The sequence below is a fragment of the Rhizobium terrae genome (assembly GCF_003425685.1).
GTDB classification, from domain to species: Bacteria; Pseudomonadota; Alphaproteobacteria; order Rhizobiales; family Rhizobiaceae; genus Neorhizobium; species Neorhizobium terrae.
This window is the reverse complement of sequence record NZ_QJKM01000009.1, coordinates 259,051-276,252: the sequence shown is the minus strand read 5'-3', so window position 1 is coordinate 276,252 and position 17,202 is coordinate 259,051. Positions and strand designations below refer to the sequence as shown.

At 62.4% G+C, this 17,202-nt stretch carries 19 protein-coding genes; 12 read left to right on the top strand and 7 right to left on the bottom strand.

Features of this window, described 5'->3' with window-relative positions; all coding sequences use genetic code 11:
- Positions 1-106 precede the first annotated feature (106 nt).
- Positions 107-553, top strand: a complete 447-nt coding sequence (locus DMO26_RS18835) for a DUF3597 domain-containing protein (RefSeq protein WP_117193698.1) — start codon at positions 107-109, stop codon at positions 551-553.
- A gap of 221 nt (positions 554-774) precedes the next feature.
- The gene (locus DMO26_RS18830; protein WP_117193697.1) at positions 775-2,040 is read left to right on the top strand and encodes a PQQ-dependent sugar dehydrogenase; all 1,266 of its coding nucleotides are present in this window, start codon (positions 775-777) and stop codon (positions 2,038-2,040) included.
- Positions 2,041-2,106: 66 nt separating this feature from the next.
- Here DMO26_RS18830 and DMO26_RS18825 read toward each other — a convergent pair whose 3' ends face one another.
- Positions 2,107-3,309 (bottom strand): pyridoxal phosphate-dependent aminotransferase, encoded by a 1,203-nt coding sequence (locus DMO26_RS18825; protein ID WP_117193696.1) that lies wholly within the window; start codon positions 3,307-3,309, stop codon positions 2,107-2,109.
- Positions 3,310-3,515: 206 nt separating this feature from the next.
- Between DMO26_RS18825 and DMO26_RS18820 the strand changes: the two genes are divergently transcribed.
- Together DMO26_RS18820 and DMO26_RS18815 are read left to right on the top strand one after the other, a co-directional pair.
- The gene (locus DMO26_RS18820) at positions 3,516-4,460 is read left to right on the top strand and encodes an EAL domain-containing protein (protein WP_117193695.1); all 945 of its coding nucleotides are present in this window, start codon (positions 3,516-3,518) and stop codon (positions 4,458-4,460) included.
- A 509-nt stretch (positions 4,461-4,969) separates the two neighbouring features.
- Positions 4,970-5,185 carry a cold-shock protein gene (locus DMO26_RS18815; protein WP_003494703.1) on the top strand — a complete coding sequence of 72 codons (216 nt, stop codon included), beginning with the start codon at positions 4,970-4,972 and terminating at the stop codon, positions 5,183-5,185.
- Between the two features lie 80 nt (positions 5,186-5,265).
- Here DMO26_RS18815 and DMO26_RS18810 read toward each other — a convergent pair whose 3' ends face one another.
- Both DMO26_RS18810 and DMO26_RS18805 read right to left on the bottom strand, forming a co-directional pair.
- Complete coding sequence (locus tag DMO26_RS18810; protein WP_117193694.1) at positions 5,266-5,913, bottom strand: MBL fold metallo-hydrolase; 648 nt, start codon at positions 5,911-5,913, stop codon at positions 5,266-5,268.
- A 98-nt stretch (positions 5,914-6,011) separates the two neighbouring features.
- Positions 6,012-6,221 (bottom strand): hypothetical protein, encoded by a 210-nt coding sequence (locus tag DMO26_RS18805; RefSeq protein ID WP_117193693.1) that lies wholly within the window; start codon positions 6,219-6,221, stop codon positions 6,012-6,014.
- A 330-nt stretch (positions 6,222-6,551) separates the two neighbouring features.
- Here DMO26_RS18805 and DMO26_RS18800 point away from each other — a divergent pair, with 330 nt between their 5' ends.
- Genes DMO26_RS18800 through DMO26_RS18785 form a run of 4 tightly spaced genes read left to right on the top strand, consistent with a single transcriptional unit; the run spans position 6,552 to position 9,817 of the window.
- Positions 6,552-7,067 carry a MarR family winged helix-turn-helix transcriptional regulator gene (locus DMO26_RS18800; RefSeq protein ID WP_404947065.1) on the top strand — a complete coding sequence of 172 codons (516 nt, stop codon included), beginning with the start codon at positions 6,552-6,554 and terminating at the stop codon, positions 7,065-7,067.
- 4 nt (positions 7,068-7,071) lie between these two features.
- Complete coding sequence (locus tag DMO26_RS18795) at positions 7,072-7,770, top strand: response regulator (RefSeq protein ID WP_117193692.1); 699 nt, start codon at positions 7,072-7,074, stop codon at positions 7,768-7,770.
- A 35-nt stretch (positions 7,771-7,805) separates the two neighbouring features.
- Entirely contained in the window at positions 7,806-9,185 is a 1,380-nt protein-coding gene (locus DMO26_RS18790; protein WP_117193691.1) for an ATP-binding protein, read from the top strand.
- Between the two features lie 50 nt (positions 9,186-9,235).
- The gene (locus tag DMO26_RS18785; RefSeq protein WP_117193690.1) at positions 9,236-9,817 is read left to right on the top strand and encodes a DUF1349 domain-containing protein; all 582 of its coding nucleotides are present in this window, start codon (positions 9,236-9,238) and stop codon (positions 9,815-9,817) included.
- A 49-nt stretch (positions 9,818-9,866) separates the two neighbouring features.
- Here DMO26_RS18785 and DMO26_RS18780 read toward each other — a convergent pair whose 3' ends face one another.
- From DMO26_RS18780 to DMO26_RS18765, 4 genes are all read right to left on the bottom strand, one after another.
- The gene (locus tag DMO26_RS18780; protein WP_117193689.1) at positions 9,867-10,208 is read right to left on the bottom strand and encodes a tRNA-binding protein; all 342 of its coding nucleotides are present in this window, start codon (positions 10,206-10,208) and stop codon (positions 9,867-9,869) included.
- A gap of 9 nt (positions 10,209-10,217) precedes the next feature.
- Positions 10,218-11,036, bottom strand: coding sequence for a pyrroline-5-carboxylate reductase (proC, locus tag DMO26_RS18775; protein ID WP_117193767.1), 819 nt, complete (start codon positions 11,034-11,036; stop codon positions 10,218-10,220).
- A complete protein-coding gene (locus DMO26_RS18770; RefSeq protein WP_117193688.1) occupies positions 11,036-11,536 on the bottom strand; it encodes a type III secretion system chaperone family protein in 501 nt (166 codons plus the stop codon). Before DMO26_RS18770 ends, proC begins: the two co-directional genes overlap by 1 nt.
- A 904-nt stretch (positions 11,537-12,440) precedes the next feature.
- Positions 12,441-12,695 (bottom strand): accessory factor UbiK family protein, encoded by a 255-nt coding sequence (locus DMO26_RS18765; protein WP_117193687.1) that lies wholly within the window; start codon positions 12,693-12,695, stop codon positions 12,441-12,443.
- Between the two features lie 189 nt (positions 12,696-12,884).
- Between DMO26_RS18765 and lgt the strand changes: the two genes are divergently transcribed.
- From lgt to DMO26_RS18745, 4 genes are all read left to right on the top strand, one after another.
- On the top strand, positions 12,885-13,742 hold the full coding sequence (gene lgt, locus DMO26_RS18760; protein WP_226951345.1) for a prolipoprotein diacylglyceryl transferase: 858 nt from the start codon (positions 12,885-12,887) through the stop codon (positions 13,740-13,742).
- Between the two features lie 15 nt (positions 13,743-13,757).
- Complete coding sequence (locus DMO26_RS18755) at positions 13,758-14,858, top strand: class I SAM-dependent methyltransferase (protein ID WP_117193686.1); 1,101 nt, start codon at positions 13,758-13,760, stop codon at positions 14,856-14,858.
- 366 nt (positions 14,859-15,224) lie between these two features.
- Complete coding sequence (pgeF, locus tag DMO26_RS18750) at positions 15,225-16,016, top strand: peptidoglycan editing factor PgeF (RefSeq protein WP_117193685.1); 792 nt, start codon at positions 15,225-15,227, stop codon at positions 16,014-16,016.
- Positions 16,017-16,028: 12 nt separating this feature from the next.
- Positions 16,029-17,180: a M24 family metallopeptidase gene (locus DMO26_RS18745; protein ID WP_117193684.1), complete on the top strand. Its 1,152-nt coding sequence runs from the start codon at positions 16,029-16,031 to the stop codon at positions 17,178-17,180.
- Positions 17,181-17,202: the final 22 nt, after the last annotated feature.

Genomic DNA, 17,202 nt, shown 5'->3' with positions numbered 1-17,202 from the left:
TCTCTCGCCGGCCGCAGGTATCCATTTTACCTGCGGCCGGCCTCTTGAGAATTCTCCTCCTCGCCCGACTTTCTCCTGACGTTCAAACTCGAAAGGGAGAGTGCAAATGGGTATCTTTGACAAGATCAAGAACGCAATCTGGGGCGGAGCGGAAGAAACGGCACCGGCGGCCAAGCCCGCCGAGCCTCTGAAACCCGCAGCCCCGGTTTCCGCATCCGCCGCGCCTATACCCGACCCGACGCCGGCAGCAGCCCCGGCGGCATCTGCGGCGCCCGCAGCACCTTCCTCGTCCGGCCCGGTCGATATCGCTCCGATCCTCGATGCGGCCGTCAGGAAGAGCGGCCAGAAGCTCGACTGGAAACATTCCATCGTCGATCTCATGAAGGCGCTCGATCTCGATTCCAGCCTGTCGGCCCGCAAGGAGCTGGCGGCCGAGCTGCACTACACCGGCGACACCAATGACTCCGCGACCATGAACGTCTGGCTGCACAAGGCCCTGATGAAGAAGCTCGCCGAAAACGGCGGCAAGGTTCCGGCCGGTCTCGCGGACTGAGCATCGGTTCAATTCGAATGCCGGTCGAATATGCCGGAAGCCCGTCCTCGCCGGTGGGCTTCCATTCCTCAAGCGGCAATAAAGTAATATTGAACGAGCCGTGTTCGGCCCTTGCCGACAACCGCCCTAGATGAGGGCCATCGTCCGATGTTTTCTCGCTGTGCGCGAGAGTTTCGTTCCTGGCCCTGCGGCAGACGCCGCCTCACCCAAGGGAGATCACGATGAAACGCTTCAGCCTGCTGCCTGCCTGCCCGACCCTTGCCGTCGTCCTCGTCGCCGGCTCCGCATTCGCCCAGACCGAGGGCCTGCCGCCGGCGACCGGCGCCGAGGCCGTCCCTCCGGGCAAGCCCGCCGAAACGCAGATGCCGAACGCCCGCAACCAGAAGCCTGCCTTCGCCAACCAGACGCGCGCGCCGCAGCCGGCAGACATGCCGAAAATCGCCTATGAGACGATTGCCGATGATCTGCCGCATCTTTGGTCGATGGAGTTCCTGCCCGACGGCCGCATGCTGGTCACCGCCAAGCAGGGCGCCATGCACATCATCTCCGAAGAAGGCGAAGCCGGCCCCGAAATCGCCGGCGTGCCGAAAGTCCTTTCAGGCGGCCAGGGCGGCCTGCTCGACGTGGCGCTCGCTCCCGACTTCGCGACGTCCGGCTTGATCTTCTTCTCCTTCTCCGAGGAGCGGGACGGCGGCAACGGCACGTCGGTCGCCTCCGCCAAACTCGTCCCCGATCGGCAGGGCGGCGGCAAGCTTGAAAACGTCAAGGTCATCTTCCGGCAGATGCCGAGCTATGACGGCAACAAGCATTTCGGCTCCCGCCTCGTCTTCGGCCCCGGCAACGAACTCTACGTCACCGTCGGCGAACGCTCCGACGCCGAACCGCGCGTCCAGGCCCAGGATCTCGCCAGCGGCCTCGGCAAGGTCTTCCGCATCGACATGAACGGCAAGGCGCTGCCGGACAATCCCTTCGTCAATCGCAAGGGCGCCAGACCGGAAATCTGGTCGCTCGGCCATCGCAACCTCCAGTCCGCCACGCTCGACGGACAGGGGCGGCTGTGGACCGTCGAACACGGCCCGCGCGGCGGCGACGAACTGAACCGCCCTGAGGCGGGCAAGAACTACGGCTGGCCTGAAGTCACCTACGGCATCGAATATAGCGGCCGCCCGGTTGGCGACGGCATCACCCAACGGGCAGAAACGGAGCAGCCGGTCTACTACTGGGATCCGGTCATCGCGCCGTCCGGCATGGCCTATTACGGCGGCGACGTCATCCCCGAATGGAAAGGCGCCTTCCTGGTCGGAGGTCTTGTCAGTCAGGGTATCGTCGTCATCCACATGGACGGCGACAGGGTAAAATACGAGGAGCGCGTACCGCTGGAGGCCCGCATCCGCGACGTCAAGGTCGGCCCCGACGGCGCCGTCTATGCCGTCACCGAACAGCGCGGCGGCGGCGGTTCCACAATTCTCAGGCTGACGAAGAGCTGATCGAAAAAACAGAAAGCCCGCCGTCAGTCCACTGCGGCGGGCTTCCACTGGTTCCGTATAAACCGATTACTTGCAGGCGGCGCAGAAGCGCTGGATGCGCTTGCAGGCCTCTTCGAGCTGTTCCTCCGAAGCCGCATAGGAAATGCGGAAATTCGGGCCGAGGCCGAAGGCCGAGCCGTGGACCACCGCGACGCCTTCGGTTTCCAAAAGCTCGGTGACGAAATCCTCGTCGGTCTCCATGACCTTGCCGGACGGCGCGGTCTTGCCGATCAGGCCGGCGCAGGACGGGTAGACGTAGAAGGCGCCTTCCGGAGACGGGCAGACGATGCCCTTCGCCTGGTTCAGCATCGACACGACGAGGTCGCGGCGGCCTTCGAAGACCTTCTTGTTCTGCGGGATGAAGTCCTGCGGGCCGTTGAGCGCCTCGACGGCCGCCCACTGGGCGATCGTGCAGGCGCCCGACGTCTGCTGGCCCTGGATCATGTCCATCGCCTTGATGAGTTCGAGCGGCCCGGCCGCATAACCGATACGCCAGCCGGTCATCGCATAGGCCTTGGAAACGCCGTTCATCGTCAGCGTGCGGTTGTAGAGTTTCGGTTCCACTTCGGCCGGCGAGACGAACTTGAAGTCGCCATAGGTCAGATGCTCGTACATGTCGTCGGTCAGCACCCAGACATGCTCGTGCTTCAGGAGCACGTCGGTCAGCGCCTTCAGCTCGTCATGGGTATAGGCGGCGCCTGACGGGTTGGACGGCGAGTTGAACAGGAACCACTTGGTCTTCGGCGTGATCGCCCTTTCGAGATCGGCGGCCGTGACCTTGAAGTTGTTTTCCTGACTGGCCGTGATGAAGATCGGCGTGCCGCTGCAGATCGCCACCATCTCCGGATAGGAGACCCAGTAGGGCGCGGTGATGATGACCTCATCGCCCGGATTCAAGGTCGCCATGAAAGCGTTGAAAAGAATCTGCTTTCCGCCGGTGCCGACGATCGTCTGGGCCGCCGTGTAGTCGAGATTGTTCTCCCGCTTGAACTTTCTGGCGATCGCCTCACGCAACTGCGGGATTCCGGAAACCGGCGGATATTTCGTTTCGCCCCGATTGATCGCGTCGATGGCGGCTTTCTTGATGTTTTCCGGCGTGTCGAAGTCCGGCTCGCCCGCGCCAAGCCCGATCACGTCGCGGCCCTTTGCTTTGAGGTCGCGGGCTTTCTGGGAAACGGCGATGGTGGCGGAGGGCTTTACGCGGGAAAGGGCGTCGGCAAGAAAGGCCATAATCTTCGTCCTGAAGAGCTGTTGGAACAAGGCGGCATCGCGCGCCGAAACCGCCCGTACGCTCTATGTCTAAACTATGACGCCGTTTCAAGCGGAAAGCTTGAATGGCAGCCATCAATGAAGCTGATTAAAACCTTCGAAACTTCTTTACAGCAGCGTAACCCTTGGCTGCTACAACCTATGGAACGAAAACGGAAGCGACGGGCATGACGCCGAGAAGCATTTTCGCCAATCTGGTACGCGGTCAGGACGGTGCCTTTTCCACCGCCTATGGACCGTACCTGCTCAATTCCGCGCTGCAGCCGATCTTCCGCAACAATCCCCAGGCCGGGCTCGATATCGAAGCCTTCGAAGGGCTCGTCCGCGTCCTCCTGGACGGGGAGACGATTGCGCCGGGCGATTTCTTCCGCCTCGTTTCGCCGGCCGACATGTCCGACATCGACAGCATCCTGCGCACCATCCACATTCTCAACACCGGACGGCTGAACCGCTCGCGCGCCAGGATCTTCGTCAAATTCCATCCCGGTCTCTTCCGAACGCCGAACGAAATGCGCCAGGAAGTCGAGCGCATCAAGCTCGCGGGGCATGAGGCGGGCCTCGGACCCGACCGCATCGTCTGCGAAATCTCCGAAAAATCCGGCGCCGCCGACGATATCGTGGTGGCCTTTACCCAGCACATGAAGGCGATCGGCTTTCGCGTGGCGATCGACGATTATGGTGCCGGCGATTCCGATCTCGCCCGGCTGAAGCGCATCAGGCCCGACTACGTGAAATTCGATGCGTCCTGGGTTCGGGACTTCCTCGACAACTCCGCCGGATACGCACTGCTGCGCGTCCTCGTCGGCCAGATGCTGGAAGACGGCATCGAACCGATTTTCGAGGGCCTGGAAGACGTCTGGCAGGTCGATCTGTGCGAGGAACTGAACGTCCCGCTGATGCAGGGTTATGCGCTGGCCCGGCCGGAGCTTGCCCCGACGAACTTCAACGAAACGTTTCCGGAAAGCTTTGCCGGTTTTGCAGCCGCTTCGACGACGCGCCACGCTGCTGCGGCGGACTACAGGTCCCTACCCGCCAACCCCGTTTCGCCTGCCCGGACGCCCCTGTCCCGCCCGGCCCGCACCTTCGGCCGGCGCCATTCGAACGGCGCGTGAAGACGAAGCCTGCCGTCTCTCCAATCTCCTTGGCGACCGTCCCGGTATCCGATGAAGCGGGGGGAGCAACCTGGGCGCGATAAAATTTTTCTTTCTTCAGCCGTTGATCCAAAACGGCACAGAAGAGGGTAAACAAAGCATTGCCGGCGATGGAATCCGGTTTCGTACACGTGCCCAGGAACGCAACGCCCGCATTTTCAGGCGTTTCGGCAATTTCCGATTCTCGCTCATGGCAACAATTCAAAAAACTTTTTCTTGCCAATTTGCGATAAACACAGCACTCTGTGCAAGTTCGGGCAATTTACGAGCATGGGAAGACCTATAATGACGCGCTCCGAAGGCGCTAAGACTTCGGGCGGGACCGGGGGCGGAGATTTCAAAGCTATTCCTGCCGGTCGCCGCGGTAAAGACAGGGACCCTTTCTTAAAGCTGCCTGCCGCCCGCCCTTCGGGGCAACACTGTGATGCTGTCCGCCGCTGAACACGGACAGAGAGAAAAGGACCTGCTGCATGGCCGAAACTGGCACTGTAAAATTCTTCAACACCGACAAGGGCTTCGGCTTTATCAAACCAGACAATGGTGGCGCCGATATCTTTGTCCATATCTCTGCCGTACAGGCTTCGGGCCTGTCCGGATTGTCGGAAAACCAGAAAGTAAGCTTCGACACGGAACCGGACCGTCGCGGCAAAGGCCCCAAGGCCGTCAACCTGCAGATCGCCGGTTAAGCCTTCAGAGGCTTTCTATTCGAGTTGAAGCCCGGCAGTAATGCCGGGTTTTTTTCTTTGCAAAGCTTTGCAGGCGGTCCTTACAGACCGCGCAGAAACGGATTTGTGCGTCTTTCCTCGCCGATCTTGCCGCCGGGCCCGTGGCCGCAGATGAAACCGACCTCGTCGCCGAGCGGCAGGACCTTGTCGCGGATCGAGGCGAGCAGCGTTTCGTGATCGCCGCCCGGAAGGTCCGTGCGTCCGATCGAGCCGTTGAACAGCACGTCGCCGAGATGGGCGAAACCCGCCTTGCGGTTGTAATAGATGACATGGCCCGACGCATGACCGGGGCAATGGAAGACCTCGAAGACGTGATCGCCGAAGGAGACCTTTTCCCCCTCGGTCAGCCAGCGGTCGGGCACGACGTTCCGCACCGCCATCGTCACGCCGAACTTCTCCGCCTGGATTTCCAGCCTCTCCAGCAACGGCCGGTCCGCCTCGTGTGGGCCGATCACTGGGGTACCGAGGATTTCCCGGAGTTCGTCGGCACCGCCCGCATGGTCGATATGACCATGCGTCAGCCAGATTTCCTTGAGCGTGATGCCGTTTTGCCTGACGGTTTCGACGATCGTCGGAACATCGCCGCCCGGATCGATGACGACACCTTCCTTGGTCTCGTCGTCGAAGAGGATCGTGCAGTTCTGCTGGAATGGCGTTACCGGAATGATACCGGCCTGGAGCTTGCCCATGGTGCCTCGGCGCGAAGTGTGAAATCAGCCGGGGTATAACGAGAAACGGCGGGCATTTCAGCCGAAAAGATCAGCCGGCAGGGATCAATTGCCGGCAGTCAGTCGGCGGAGGCGACAATCGCGTGACGCTGGTCCGCGATATATGGCGGCGCCAGGGAGACGGTGGCCAGCAGAAAGGCGGCGACGACGACCTTCAGGGTGAAGACCGTGATCAGTAGGCCTTTGAGCGGATTGCCGGAATCCGGCTTTCCTGTCGTGATGGGCGGCATGTCGGAAAAGGTGGGCACAGTCAGTGTCGGGCTCGTCATCGGATTTCTCTCCAGTCTCCTTTGGCTGGATCAATGGACGCCGAAGTGAAAAGTTCCGCGCTTCTTTTTTGCGTAACCTGGGTCGATAAGCCTTGAAGAATCAATACGCGTGCCTAGCAATCGCCGCGTGCTACCTATATCGCGGAACGATCCGGCGGCGCCCGGTCTCGCAGTCGCCTTGCGTATTCGGGTCCTTCCGCGCCCTGAAGAAATGCTGTTGATTGTTCAAGCCGTTCGCGCTTTATGACGTGCAGCGGGTTACATTCAAGAACCGGCAAGAAGAGCCTCGGCCGCAAATGGCGAGAGACCCCCAAGGGAAAGGAAACGCGAGTGGCGCGCGCAACGGCGGTCAAATCCGTCAAGAAGGTCCTGCCGCCGATGCCGGCGGTCGACGAAGCCCAGATCGACTTCGAGACCATCGAGCTGCTTTTCTTCGCCTACCGCGATTTCGTGTCCGACCCCGATGCGATCCTCGCCAAGATCGGCATGGGCCGTGCCCATCACCGCGTCGTCTATTTCGTCTGCCGCAATCCGGGCATGATGGTGACCGATCTCCTCGACACGCTGCAAATCACCAAGCAGAGCCTGGCGCGGGTACTCAAACAACTGATCGAATCCGGCTATATTCGCCAGATGGCCGGTGCCAAGGATCGCCGCCAGCGCCGGCTTTATCCGACGCTCGCCGGCCGCGAGTTGGCGCTTGCCCTTTCCGAGCCGCAATCGCGCCGTATCGCTCGGGCCATGGAGGACATGATGCCGGAGACGCGTTCCGCAGTGAAGGAATTCCTGCGCCGCATGCGCGGCCGCGACGAGAATCTGGAGCCCATTGAAAGCGAAATGGATTGAACGGATGAACAAGACGCCCCTTTCCGACGATGCGCCCCACCTTCTCGTGGTCGATGACGACACCCGTATCCGCGACCTCCTGAACCGCTATCTGCAGGAACAGGGTTTTCGCGTGACCGTGGCCGGCGATGCGGCCGAAGCGCGGCGCAAGCTGGAGGGTCTGCACTTCGATCTCATCATCCTCGACGTCATGATGCCGGGCGAATCCGGCCTGTCGCTCACCCAGTCGCTCTACCAGAAGAAGACCATTCCGGTGATCCTGCTGACCGCCAGGGCGGAAGCCGAATCCCGCATCGCAGGCCTCGAGGCCGGCGCCGACGACTATTTGGCAAAACCCTTCGACCCGCGCGAACTGGTGCTGCGCATCAACAATATCCTGCGCCGCGCCACCTCGCCCGATACGCCGAAGATCGAGCAGGTCATGTTCGGGCCCTTCACCTTCTCGATCCCCCGCAAGGAGTTGCGCAAGGCAGCCGAAACCGTGCGCCTCACCGATCGCGAGCAGGAAATCATGCTGCTTTTCGCGTTGCGCGCCGGCGACACCATTCCGCGCCACGAACTGATCGGCGACGACGCCGAAGTCGGAGAACGGACGATCGACGTGCAGATCAACCGTTTGCGGCGTAAGATCGAGGACGACCCGGCCAACCCCGTCTACCTCCAGACGGTGCGCGGCATCGGGTACCGGCTGAGTATTGATTAGCCTTGGGCCTTGCCGGGGCACGGACGGATGGCAGGATGGCACTTTTCGACAGCCTGAAGCGCGACATGGACCGGTTCAGCCTTCCGGGCTGGCGATCCTTCGTCCGCTGGCTGCGCCGCTATCTTCCGACCGGCCTCTATACCCGTTCGCTGCTGATCGTCATCCTGCCCATGCTGCTTTTGCAGACCGTCGTCGCCGCCGTCTTCATGGAGAGGCACTGGCGCATGGTCACCGAGCGGCTTTCCGAAGGCACCGTCCGCGACATAGCCGGGATCATCGAAGTCATCCGCGCCTATCCGCAGGATGCCAATTACGACGCGATCACCAAGATCGCCGACGATGCGCTGAGCCTGACGATCGCGGTGGAGGAGAAGGGACAATTGCCGCCGCCCCGCCCGCGTCCCTTCTTCTCCATTCTCGACGACATCCTCGCCGACCAGATCACCCGCCAGATCCAGATGCCGTTCTGGATCGATACCGTGGGAGACAGCCGTCTCGTCGAAATCCGTATCAAGTTCGACGACCGGGTGCTGCGCGTCTTTGCAAGGCGCGGCTCCACCTATGCCTCGAACACGCACATCTTCCTCGTCTGGATGATCGGCACTGCTTTCGTGCTGGTGGTGATCTCGATCCTCTTTCTGCGCGGCCAGATCCGGCCGATCCTGTCGCTCGCCCGTGCCGCCGAGAGCTTCGGCAAGGGGCAGAAGACGGAGGGCTTTTCGCCGCGCGGCGCCGACGAGATCCGCCGCGCCGGCCTCGCCTTCATCCAGATGCGCGAACGCATCGAACGGCAGATGGAGCAGCGCACCGCGATGCTCGCCGGCGTCAGCCACGATCTGCGGACGATCCTCACCCGCTTCAAGCTTCAGCTTGCGCTCGCCGGCAACAGGCCCGAACTTGCCGGCATGGAGCAGGACGTCGACGACATGCAGTCCATGCTCGAAGGATACCTGGCCTTCGCCAAGGGCGATGCCGAGGAGGATGTGGGCGAACTGCGCCTCAGCGAACTTCTCGAAAAGCTGCGCTGCGATTTCACGCTGCACGGCAAGACCATGACCTACGAGATCGAGGGCGAGGACGAGATCGCCGTCCGGCCCAACGCGTTCACCCGGCTTGTCGCCAATCTCGTCTCCAATGCCGAACGCTACGCCGGCAACCTGCATGTCGATGCCAGACACAGCGCCAAATGGCTGACGCTGACCCTCGACGACGACGGTCCCGGCATTCCGGCCGACGCCCGCGAGGACGTTTTCAAGCCCTTCTTCCGGCTGGACGAGGCGCGCAACCTCGATGCCTCCGGCACGGGCCTCGGGCTTGCCATCGCCCGCGACATCGCCCGCGCCCACGGCGGCAACGTAACGCTCGGCGACAGCCCGAAAGGCGGCCTTCGCGCGGTCGTCCGTGTCCCGGCATGACCGAAGACAATCCATAAGCCGGTCTGCCCGGCCAATTCACTGGAGAACCAATGCCCATCGATCTTTCCGGGATGACCTGGCTGAACCCGCCGCCCGAAAGCCGTGAAATCGATGGCCGGCTGATCGCGCGTTCCGGCCTGGAAACCGATTTCTGGCAGGGCACCTATTACGGTTTCCACCGCGACAGCGGTCATTTCCTCCATCGCTTTCGAAAGGGAGACTTCACCGTCGAGACTTCCTTCGTCGGGCGCTATGAGGCGCTCTACGACCAAGCGGGCCTGATGCTCCGCCACGACGAGAGGCACTGGATGAAATGCGGTATCGAATTCACCGATGGCGCCCGCCATTTCAGCGTGGTCGTCACCAATGGCCATTCCGACTGGTCCGCCTTCCGCCTGGTCGATGACTTCGAGGTGATGTTTGCGCGCGTCACCCGCATGGGCGATGCGCTTTTCGTCCAGTACCGCACCGATCGGCAGCCCGAGTGGCGTATGGCGCGGCTCGCCTATTTCCCGCCCCACCTCACCGAGCTTGCCGTTGGCATGACCTTCTGCTCGCCGCAGCGGGAAGGTTTCGAAGTGGAATTCCGGTCATTCAGCACGGCCGAGGTCGAAAATCGGGATATCCACTGACTGTCGGCGCGGGCGACAGGCTGACGCCGAGTGAGGCGAAGCCTTTCCGTTACATCAGTTTCCTGCCGTTCGGCACCGGCTGCTCCACGGCAGCGAGCACGATCGCACCCTTCTCGTCCTCGAAACCGAGAGTGAGCACTTCAGAACGGAACGGGCCGATCTGCCGCGGCGGAAAGTTGACGACGCCGAGCACCTGCCGTCCGACGAGTGTTTCCGGCGTATAATGCACGGTAATCTGCGCCGAGGATTTCTTGACTCCGATCTCCGCCCCGAAATCGATCTTCAGCTTGAAGGCCGGCTTGCGGGCCTCGGGAAAAGCCTCGGCTTCGACGATCGTGCCGACACGGATATCGACCCGCTCGAAGTCGTTATAGGTGATTTCGTCTGCCATGGACGCCACTCAGCTTCCGAGCTCCTCGGCTCTTCTGCGGGCCGCGGCAATCGCCTTGTCAAACAGCGGCTGCATGCCGTCTTCCGCCATCAGCACGGCAAGGGCCGCAGCCGTGGTGCCGTTCGGAGAGGTGACGTTCTGGCGCAGCTTCAAAGCGTCGTCCGGGGACTGGTGCAGGAGCTCACCAGCCCCCGAGACAGTTTCCCGCGCGAGCCGCATGGCGAGGTCCGCCGGCAGGCCGGCTTTGCGGCCCGCTTCCGCCATGCACTCCACGAGATAGAAGACATAGGCCGGGCCGCTGCCCGAAACGGCGGTCACCGCGTCGATATCCGCTTCGCCGGATACCCATTCCACCGGCCCGCTGACCTTCAGAAGCGACTGCACCGCTTCCCGCTGCGCATCGCTTACCCTGGGATTGGCATAGGCGCCCGTCACCCCCCGACCGATCATCGCCGGGGTGTTCGGCATGGCGCGCACCATCGCGGCCTCGCCGAGATGGGCCTGAAGATAGGACAGCGTCTTGCCGGCCGCGACCGACACGACGACCGTGCCGGGACCGACCACCGCCTTCAGGGGCGGCAGGACCGTATCCATGAGCTGCGGCTTGACCGCGAGGAACAGGATGTCGGCGGAGAGCCCTTCCGGCAGGGACGGGAAATGCCGCGCCCCGGCCTCCAGGATCGTCCGGCGCATCGTCTCCGAAGGCGACGGATCGATGACCGTCACGGAAGCGCCGGGCACGCCCTTTTTCAGCCAGCCGGACAGCATGGCGCCGCCCATATTGCCGGCACCGACCAGAACGATCGACCCGAGCTGCCCCGAGACCATCAGCATTCGCCCACGGTTTCGAACAGGACGGCCTCCATGGCGGCCTTCGCCTCCATCCCCGACCAGACGACGAACTGGAACGCCTGATAATAGGTCTCGCAGGCTTCAAGCGCGCTCGACAACAGCACTTCCACCTGCTGGTTGGTGGGTTCGGCACCGCCGGCAAGCAGCAGCGACTGCCGGAAGATGACCACGTCCTCCTGGCGCCAGAGGTCGAAATGCCCCATCAGCACCTGTCCGTTGACATGCGACAGGAGACGGATGACCTCGTTGACGCGGGCATCGGGGATCTTGATGTCGAAAGCGCAGGCGAGATGCAGCGCTTCGAACTCCTCCATCCAGGAGAAGGAAACGTGGTAGTCGGTCCAGCGGCCTTCCACGGTCATGGCGATTTCATCCTCGCCCGACCGTTCGAACGTCCAGTCGTTCGAGGCAGCGACGAATTCGATCATGTCGACCGGATTCGACTGACGTTCGATTTCCATTTCCATAAGGCTCATGCGGCACCTTCTTGACCGGAATGAATGCGGATTCCTGCGAAAAACGCCAAAACACGCGAACAATGACCGGGAACAACACTTTGGACGATCGCCCGACGCCACCAGAATAACGCAGTCACCCTGTCTGGAGCTTACCAAGCCGTTTCGAATCATCCTTTAAAATCAGTGTACCTAGACGGAGTCCCGCTGCCATCCCCTCGTCTTCAATTTTGCTGAAACTGGGCCTGAAACTTCTTCCTGTTGGAGATCAGAACGGAGTCATAACCGACTCTGCCGACTTGCTTTTTTGCAAGTGTCCACAGGCCGAGATTTTTTTGGTTTCAGCACACTTGCCCGCGCCGGCTATCTGCCCGGCACGGCTCCATCGGAGAGCCCACACGAATGCGGAACCTCATTTAGTTTATATGGGTGGCTCCGCATTCGCGTGGCCTTCGGCGTCTTGTCGGGACTTCCGGTCCCTACAGGTGATCACCTCGCCTCGCTGCGTAGTCTTCTCAGACCACTTGCACGGCTCAACCGAACCCGGCCCGGCGGCCAGGGGGAGGCTTGATAGGGAAAGTATCTTGCGACCCCTCTCCCGTGGCTTTCACCTCCCTGGCCTTTCCTGCACGTTACAGGTCTAACCAGGGCGCCGGCCCCCGCCTGCCCGCGAACGTCTCGCGAAACACTCCGGCGACGGAAGCGGGATGATTATAGGCACGGGTCCGAGAAACGGGGACGAGGAATATGCTAAGCCGTTGGCGGAATTGGAACAGCCAGGCAAAACATCCACGCGGGGGAACGATGAAGCATACAATTTCCCGCTGCTTCCGTCCCGACCCGCGGTTCAAGTGCGAGGGTCACAGACATACACGGCTGCGGATTCGAGCGGGCTCGCCTCGCAGCGAATGGGAAGGCGGTGGCCTTACTGCCCCGAAAGCTTCGCCTCGAGCGCCTCGATCCGGGCCTTCAGCGCTTCGTTCTCGTCGCGGGCGCGGGCGGCCATTTCGCGCACGGCTTCGAATTCCTCGCGCTTGACCACGTCCATACTGTTGAGAAAGCGCTCTGCCTGGGCGTGAAAGGCCGTCTCGACCTCCTTGCGCACTCCCTGGGCCGCACCCGCCGCATCGGTCATCAGCCGCGCGAAATCGTCAAGAATGCGGTTCGTGCCGGTTACCATGGTTCCAACTCCCGTCTCTGGCCGCATGCGGCGGCCGGCAAATGTCCATGAGGGTGAAGTAGGGCCTGCGGGGTCTGCTTGCAAGCATCATCCACTGCTAGCGTCATCCGTTCCCGAAATTCGCCTTGACCGGCGATGAGCGCAACGCCATGTTCCGCGACAATACGGTTTGCATGAGAACTCTGTAATTTGTACGAAGCGCTTCATCCTTTCGCTCTGTTGCCGTTCCCGAACATCGATCCGGTGGCTTTCTCCCTCGGACCGCTCGCTGTCCATTGGTACGGGCTGGCCTATGTGGCCGGCATCCTGCTCGGCTGGCTCTATGCCCGCCGGCTCGCCGCGAACGGGGCGCTATGGAAGGGTGGGCAATCGCCGATCACGGCCGAACATCTCGATGATTTCCTTGTCTGGGTCGCGGTCGGCATCGTGCTCGGCGGTCGTCTCGGCTACATTCTCTTCTACGATCTCGCTGCCGTCTCACAAAACCCGATCCGGGCGATCGAGATCTGGAACGGCGGCATGTCCTTCCATGGCGGCTTCCTCGGCGCGACGCTTGCGATGATCGTCTTCGCCCGCCGCAATGCGATCCCCGTCTGGAGCATGTTCGATATCGTCGCAGCGGTCGTGCCGATCGGCCTGTTTTTCGGCCGCATCGCCAACTTCATCAACGGCGAACTCTGGGGGCGCCTCAGCGCCATGCCCTGGGCGGTGGTCTTTCCGACCGGCGGCCCCTTCGCGCGCCATCCGAGCCAGCTCTACGAGGCGGGACTCGAAGGCATAGTGCTGCTTCTGGTGCTCGCCCTGATGATTTTCCGTTTCAAGGCGCTGAAGGTTCCCGGCACCATCTCCGGCACCTTCGTGATCGGTTATGCGCTGGCCCGCATCTTCGTGGAATTCTTCCGCGAGCCGGATGCCCAGCTCGGTTACCTCCTTGGCACGGGCTGGCTCACCATGGGCATGGTTCTGTCGCTGCCGATGATCGCCGTCGGTGTCTGGGCCATTTTCCGGGCACGGGCTGCGGCGGCTGCGGCATCGGCAAAGGCATAGGCGGAGGCCGGTCCCTTGAGCACCCCCCTCGCCGAAAAAATCAAGACATTGATCCGGATGAACGGGCCGATCAGCGTCACCGACTATTTCGCGCTCTGCCTCGCCGACCCGGAATACGGCTATTACAAGACCCGCGAACCCTTCGGTCGCCACGGCGATTTCATCACCGCCCCGGAGATCAGCCAGCTTTTCGGCGAAATGGTCGGCGTATTCATGGTGCATGCCTGGCAGCGGCACGGCTCGCCGGCTTCCGTCCGGCTGGTGGAGATCGGTCCCGGCCGCGGCACGATGATGGCCGACATGCTGCGGGTGATCAAGCGCATCGCACCGCCCCTCTTCGATGGCCTTCACGTCCATCTCGTCGAGACCAGCGAGCGTCTGCGCGGCGTGCAGCGGGTGACGCTCGAAACTTTTTCGACCAAGGTCTCCTGGCATGACGGTTTCGAGGACGTGCCGGACGGCTTCACGCTGATCGCCGCCAACGAACTTTTCGACGCGATCCCGATCCGCCAGTTCGTCAAGACGCCGACCGGCTTTCGCGAACGGCTCGTCGGTCTCGACGCGCGCGACGAACTGGCCTTCGCAGCAGGCGTCGCGACCCTCGATCCCGCCCTGCTGCCGGCGCCTGCCGCCACCATTCCCGACGGCACGATCTTCGAAGTGTCGCCGGCCCGCCAAGCCGTCATGCTGACGCTCTGCGACCGCCTGAAGGCATTCGGCGGCACCGCCCTCGTCGTCGACTACGGCCATATGGTCACCGGTTTCGGCGATACGCTGCAGGCCGTCCGCAACCACGATTTCGACCCGCCTCTGGCAAACCCCGGCGAGGCGGACCTGACCAGCCACGTGGATTTCGAGGATCTTGCGAAGATTGCCGTCGCTGCCGGCGCCCACCTGAACGGCGGCCTGCATCAGGGCGATTTCCTCTATGGCCTCGGACTTGCCGAACGCGCGACAGCGCTCGCCAAGGACAAGGAGCCTGCCGAACAGCGCCTGATCGCCGCCGCAGTCGATCGTCTGGCAGGCGCGGGCGCCGGCAAAATGGGCGAACTTTTCAAGGTGATCGCGGTGTCGAGCCCGGCGCTCAACTTAATGCCTTTCCGGGCGGTGGATTGAAATGCTGCTTCGTGCCATCCGCACCAATCCCCTCACTTGCAATTTCCAGCACTTAGCCTTGCTAATATGCTGAAATTGCCTTCTCTACCACAAGGAGAGATAACGGTGCCCCGCCCTCGGCATCCTACCTCTACCCTTGTGGAAGAGGTTACAAAATCAAGATCTTAGCTTCAGCGGAGTCCTGCATTTTGTTGGTGAGGGGATGAGCCTGGCCTCAATATCTCGGTTTCCGGAAAACCGCTCTTTCCTCTCGACCCAATTGACATCCGCCCTTCCCTTGCGCCACTCTCGCCCTAGATCGAAGCAGCGGATATGTCTCTAACGCCTGCGCAAAACCCCTTGAAATCAATAGGATAGAAAACGCCGATGCAGGACCGTCCCTTGCCGACGCCGATCGAGAGCCCTGTTTTGAACGAACGCGCCGGCAGCCGCATCCGGCATGGATTCTTCACCCGCCAGGGCGGCGTTTCCGAAGGCCTCTACGCCGGCCTCAATGTCGGGGTTGGTTCGGATGACGACCGCGAGAAGGTGATGGAGAATCGCGCCCGGGTCGCCGGCTGGTTCGGCCTGCCGGTCGAAAAGCTGGCGACCGTCCACCAGGTCCATTCCCCCGATGTCTTCGTCGTCGACGCGACCTATGCCGGCGAGCGGCCGCAGGTCGATGCGATGGTGACGACCGTGCCGGGCGTGGCGCTCGGCGTGCTGTCGGCCGATTGCGGGCCGATCCTGTTTGCCGACGGCGCAAACGGCGTGATCGGCGCGGCTCATGCGGGCTGGAAGGGCGCCTTGACGGGCGTGCTCGAAAACACCATCGAGGCGATGGTCTCGCTCGGCGCGGTCCGCGAAAACATCACCGCGGTGCTCGGCCCCTCGATCGGCCCGGCAAGCTATGAGGTCGGCCCAGAATTCGTCGAACGTTTTCTCGGCCACGATGCATCCTACGAGGTCTTCTTCACCCCTTCCTCAAAGCCGGGGCATGCGATGTTCGACCTTCCGTCCCTGACCATCAGGCGGCTGACGGACGCCGGCGTGCGTGCCGAAAATCTCGGCCTCGACACCTATCCGGATGCGGAACGGTTCTATTCGTACCGCCGCACGACCCATAAGAAAGAGCCGGACTACGGCCGCCAGATTTCAGCGATTTCCATATTGCGATAAGGGAGGACGACCATGGCCCTGCACTTCGAGAGGAGCGAATACACCGACCGCCTCGCGCGGCTGACGGAAAGGATGAAAGCGGAGAAGCTGGATGCGCTGCTCCTTTTCGCGCAGGAGAGCATGTACTGGCTGACGGGTTACGACACCTTCGGCTACTGCTTCTTCCAGACCCTGATCGTCAAGGCGGACGGCTCGATGACGCTGCTGACGCGCGCCGCCGACCTGCGCCAGGCGCGACACACGTCGATCATCGACAACATCGTCGTGTGGGTCGATCGCGTCAACGCCGACCCGACGCTCGATCTCAAGAACCTCCTGAGCGACATGGATCTGCTCGGCGCCAGGATCGGCATCGAATACGACACCCACGGCATGACCGGCCGCGTCGCCCGCCTGATCGACAACCAGCTCGCCACGTTCGGCCAGATCGGCGACGCCTCCTATCTGGTGAGCACGCTGCGCCTTGTCAAAAGCCCCGCCGAGATCGCCTATGCGAAACGGGCGGCCGAACTGGCGGACAACGCGCTCGACGCGGCCCTGCCGTTGGTCAGGGCCGGCGGCTGCGAGGCGGAAATCCTGGCCGCCATGCAGGGCGCGGTCTTTCTGGGCGGCGGTGATTATCCGGCCAACGAATTCATCATCGGTTCCGGCACCGATGCGCTTCTCTGCCGCTACAAGGCCGGCCGCCGCACATTGGACGCGACGGATCAGCTGACGCTCGAATGGGCAGGCACGGCGGCCCACTATCACGCGGCGATGATGCGCACGATCGTGGTCGGCGAACCATCGCAGCGTCACCGCGAGCTTCACAAGGCCTGCCTCGAAACCATCGGGGCGATCGAGGAGGTTCTGCGGCCCGGCCAGACCTTCGGCGACGTCTTCGATACCCATGCCCGCATCCTCGACGAGCGCGGCCTGTCGCGCCATCGGCTGAACGCCTGCGGATACTCGCTCGGCGCCCGCTTCTCGCCCTCATGGATGGAGCACCAGATGTTCCATGCCGGCAACCCGCAGGAGATCCTCGCGGACATGACGCTCTTCGTGCACATGATCATCATGGATTCCGACAGCGGCGTCGCGATGACGCTCGGCCACACCTATCTCACCACGGATGGCGATCCGCAGCCCTTGTCCCGTCATGGGCTGGAACTGATCCAGCGCTGAGCGCGAAAAAGCGCCCGCCAAG

Excerpts from the sequence above, each read along its gene's own strand:
- DMO26_RS18745 (WP_117193684.1), top strand. The coding sequence starts at position 16,029 with ATGGCCCTGCACTTCGAGAGGAGCGAATACACCGACCGCCTCGCGCGG.
- DMO26_RS18765 (WP_117193687.1), bottom strand. The coding sequence starts at position 12,695 with ATGGTAACCGGCACGAACCGCATTCTTGACGATTTCGCGCGGCTGATG.
- DMO26_RS18820 (WP_117193695.1), top strand. The coding sequence starts at position 3,516 with ATGACGCCGAGAAGCATTTTCGCCAATCTGGTACGCGGTCAGGACGGT.
- pgeF (WP_117193685.1), top strand. The coding sequence starts at position 15,225 with ATGCAGGACCGTCCCTTGCCGACGCCGATCGAGAGCCCTGTTTTGAAC.
- DMO26_RS18790 (WP_117193691.1), top strand. The coding sequence starts at position 7,806 with ATGGCACTTTTCGACAGCCTGAAGCGCGACATGGACCGGTTCAGCCTT.
- DMO26_RS18785 (WP_117193690.1), top strand. The coding sequence starts at position 9,236 with ATGCCCATCGATCTTTCCGGGATGACCTGGCTGAACCCGCCGCCCGAA.
- DMO26_RS18830 (WP_117193697.1), top strand. The coding sequence starts at position 775 with ATGAAACGCTTCAGCCTGCTGCCTGCCTGCCCGACCCTTGCCGTCGTC.
- DMO26_RS18780 (WP_117193689.1), bottom strand. The coding sequence starts at position 10,208 with ATGGCAGACGAAATCACCTATAACGACTTCGAGCGGGTCGATATCCGT.
- DMO26_RS18770 (WP_117193688.1), bottom strand. The coding sequence starts at position 11,536 with ATGAGCCTTATGGAAATGGAAATCGAACGTCAGTCGAATCCGGTCGAC.
- DMO26_RS18835 (WP_117193698.1), top strand. The coding sequence starts at position 107 with ATGGGTATCTTTGACAAGATCAAGAACGCAATCTGGGGCGGAGCGGAA.
- DMO26_RS18815 (WP_003494703.1), top strand. The coding sequence starts at position 4,970 with ATGGCCGAAACTGGCACTGTAAAATTCTTCAACACCGACAAGGGCTTC.
- proC (WP_117193767.1), bottom strand. The coding sequence starts at position 11,036 with ATGGTCTCGGGGCAGCTCGGGTCGATCGTTCTGGTCGGTGCCGGCAAT.
- DMO26_RS18795 (WP_117193692.1), top strand. The coding sequence starts at position 7,072 with ATGAACAAGACGCCCCTTTCCGACGATGCGCCCCACCTTCTCGTGGTC.
- DMO26_RS18805 (WP_117193693.1), bottom strand. The coding sequence starts at position 6,221 with ATGACGAGCCCGACACTGACTGTGCCCACCTTTTCCGACATGCCGCCC.
- DMO26_RS18825 (WP_117193696.1), bottom strand. The coding sequence starts at position 3,309 with ATGGCCTTTCTTGCCGACGCCCTTTCCCGCGTAAAGCCCTCCGCCACC.
- DMO26_RS18810 (WP_117193694.1), bottom strand. The coding sequence starts at position 5,913 with ATGGGCAAGCTCCAGGCCGGTATCATTCCGGTAACGCCATTCCAGCAG.